The organism is Vibrio hibernica (assembly GCF_015223435.1).
Classification (GTDB): Bacteria; Pseudomonadota; Gammaproteobacteria; order Enterobacterales; family Vibrionaceae; genus Vibrio; species Vibrio hibernica.
This window is the reverse complement of sequence record NZ_VHKO01000134.1, coordinates 1-1,072: the sequence shown is the minus strand read 5'-3', so window position 1 is coordinate 1,072 and position 1,072 is coordinate 1. Positions and strand designations below refer to the sequence as shown.

Here is a 1,072-nt window from a genome sequence, read left to right as displayed (position 1 = left end):
GTTTTTATTATCTGGAATTAACTGCAAACAAACTCAAATATCCACTAAAAACCTAACGACTACCCTTGATAAGACTCAATGGCAGCATCAAAAAATTAATAGTGGTGTAGGCCGTGCCCAAGTTATCTTATCTCCTGCAGTTCGTTACTCTTTAGCAACCGAATATGGTGTTTTAGACTATTCTTTAGCACTCGCAAGTAATGTTTATGTCCCACTATGGCAAGGTTCTGCAATTGATATTCGCTATTTATTACCTGTCGATGATAGTGATGATTATCAACAAGGTGGTCTGTGGGCAAGCAGCCAGTATGAAAGCGAAATCGATCGCGCGGTTGTTCACCAAGCATTCCGTCTTCCTTTTAACTTAATGACTCAGTTTTCCGCAGGCTATGTCAATGCTGGATATATAGGCGCTGCCAATGAAACTATATGGTATTCGCCTGAAGGCTATCATTCTTTGGGCGTACAAATGAGCCAGTTTACCTATAAAGATGATACTGATGAATATGACAATAAAATGGAAGATAAAAGCACCATGCTAGGTAGCTACACCCTTTCTATTCCTGAATATAGTTGGCAGCTTAACCTTACTGCCGGTGAATTCTGGGAGGGTGATAATGGATACCAAGTAACCACTAACCATTGGTTAGGTGATGCTAAAGTTTATGCCTCATATCTTAATAGTGATGATGAACAGTTCGTTACCGTTGGCGTTTCTTTCCCGCTTTCTTTTTGGCGTAGTATGAAACCAGGATATGTACAAGTGAGAGGCATAGATGAATTTACACTGTCGGCACAAACTCGAGTCGGTAATAGTCATAATAATTTAAACTCAGGGCTTGGCACTCAGCTTGAATTTCAGCACAACTTAAAACGCCAGTATTTCAATCGAGACCGCCTAACTCCAAGCTATTTCGAAAGTAATACACAACGTTTAAGAAATGCTTACATCCGTTATTTAAGCGTCAAATAATGACTTTGTTGCGTAATTAGATGGACTCAATTATGGAGGCGGCGATCAGAACATTTATGTCTGACTTCGCCGCCGACATTCATGAAAAATCTCACTATA

The 1,072-nt window shown here is 39.8% G+C and carries 1 pseudogene; it reads left to right on the top strand.

What is annotated here, in order from left to right:
• Positions 1-973 (top strand): annotated as a pseudogene (locus tag FH976_RS15815) (YjbH domain-containing protein); the annotation flags it as partial.
• Positions 974-1,072: the final 99 nt, after the last annotated feature.